The 413-nt window shown below is 24.7% G+C and carries 1 protein-coding gene; it reads left to right on the top strand.

Annotated elements, in window-relative coordinates; translation table 11 throughout:
* Positions 1-413: transporter substrate-binding domain-containing protein (locus CRV02_RS14590; protein ID WP_129090918.1), on the top strand; the 413-nt coding region annotated here is incomplete at both ends.

Here is a 413-nt window from a genome sequence, read left to right as displayed (position 1 = left end):
AGATTTAGTTGGTAAAAAAATTGGAGTATCTGAAGGTTGGGGTGAAGTAGATTTTTTTAAAAAGTATCCTCAGATTGAGTTAGTTTATTTAAAAAACTTTGAAGAGAAACTAAATGCCCTAAGTTTAGGGAAAATAGATGCAATAATAAACAGTACTAATGTAGCAAACTATTATATAAAAAAGTATGGATATATTAATTTAAAAATCTCTAATCCTGTTAAAAAGGTAGAAGAAGTAAAGTTAGATGATCATCATTTCGCAACACTAAATAAAAATAAGATTTTAATCTCAATAATAGATAAAGCTTATGATAACACTTCAATTGAAGAAATAGAAAAGTTAAATAAAAAATGGTTTGGAGTGAATTATACTCCAAGTATAATGTTCAATGATAAACAAAGAAGTTATATAA

It is taken from the genome of Arcobacter sp. CECT 8989 (genome assembly GCF_004116715.1).
In the GTDB taxonomy this organism is placed as follows: domain Bacteria; phylum Campylobacterota; class Campylobacteria; order Campylobacterales; family Arcobacteraceae; genus Halarcobacter.
This window is presented reverse-complemented; position numbering and strand designations above follow the sequence as displayed.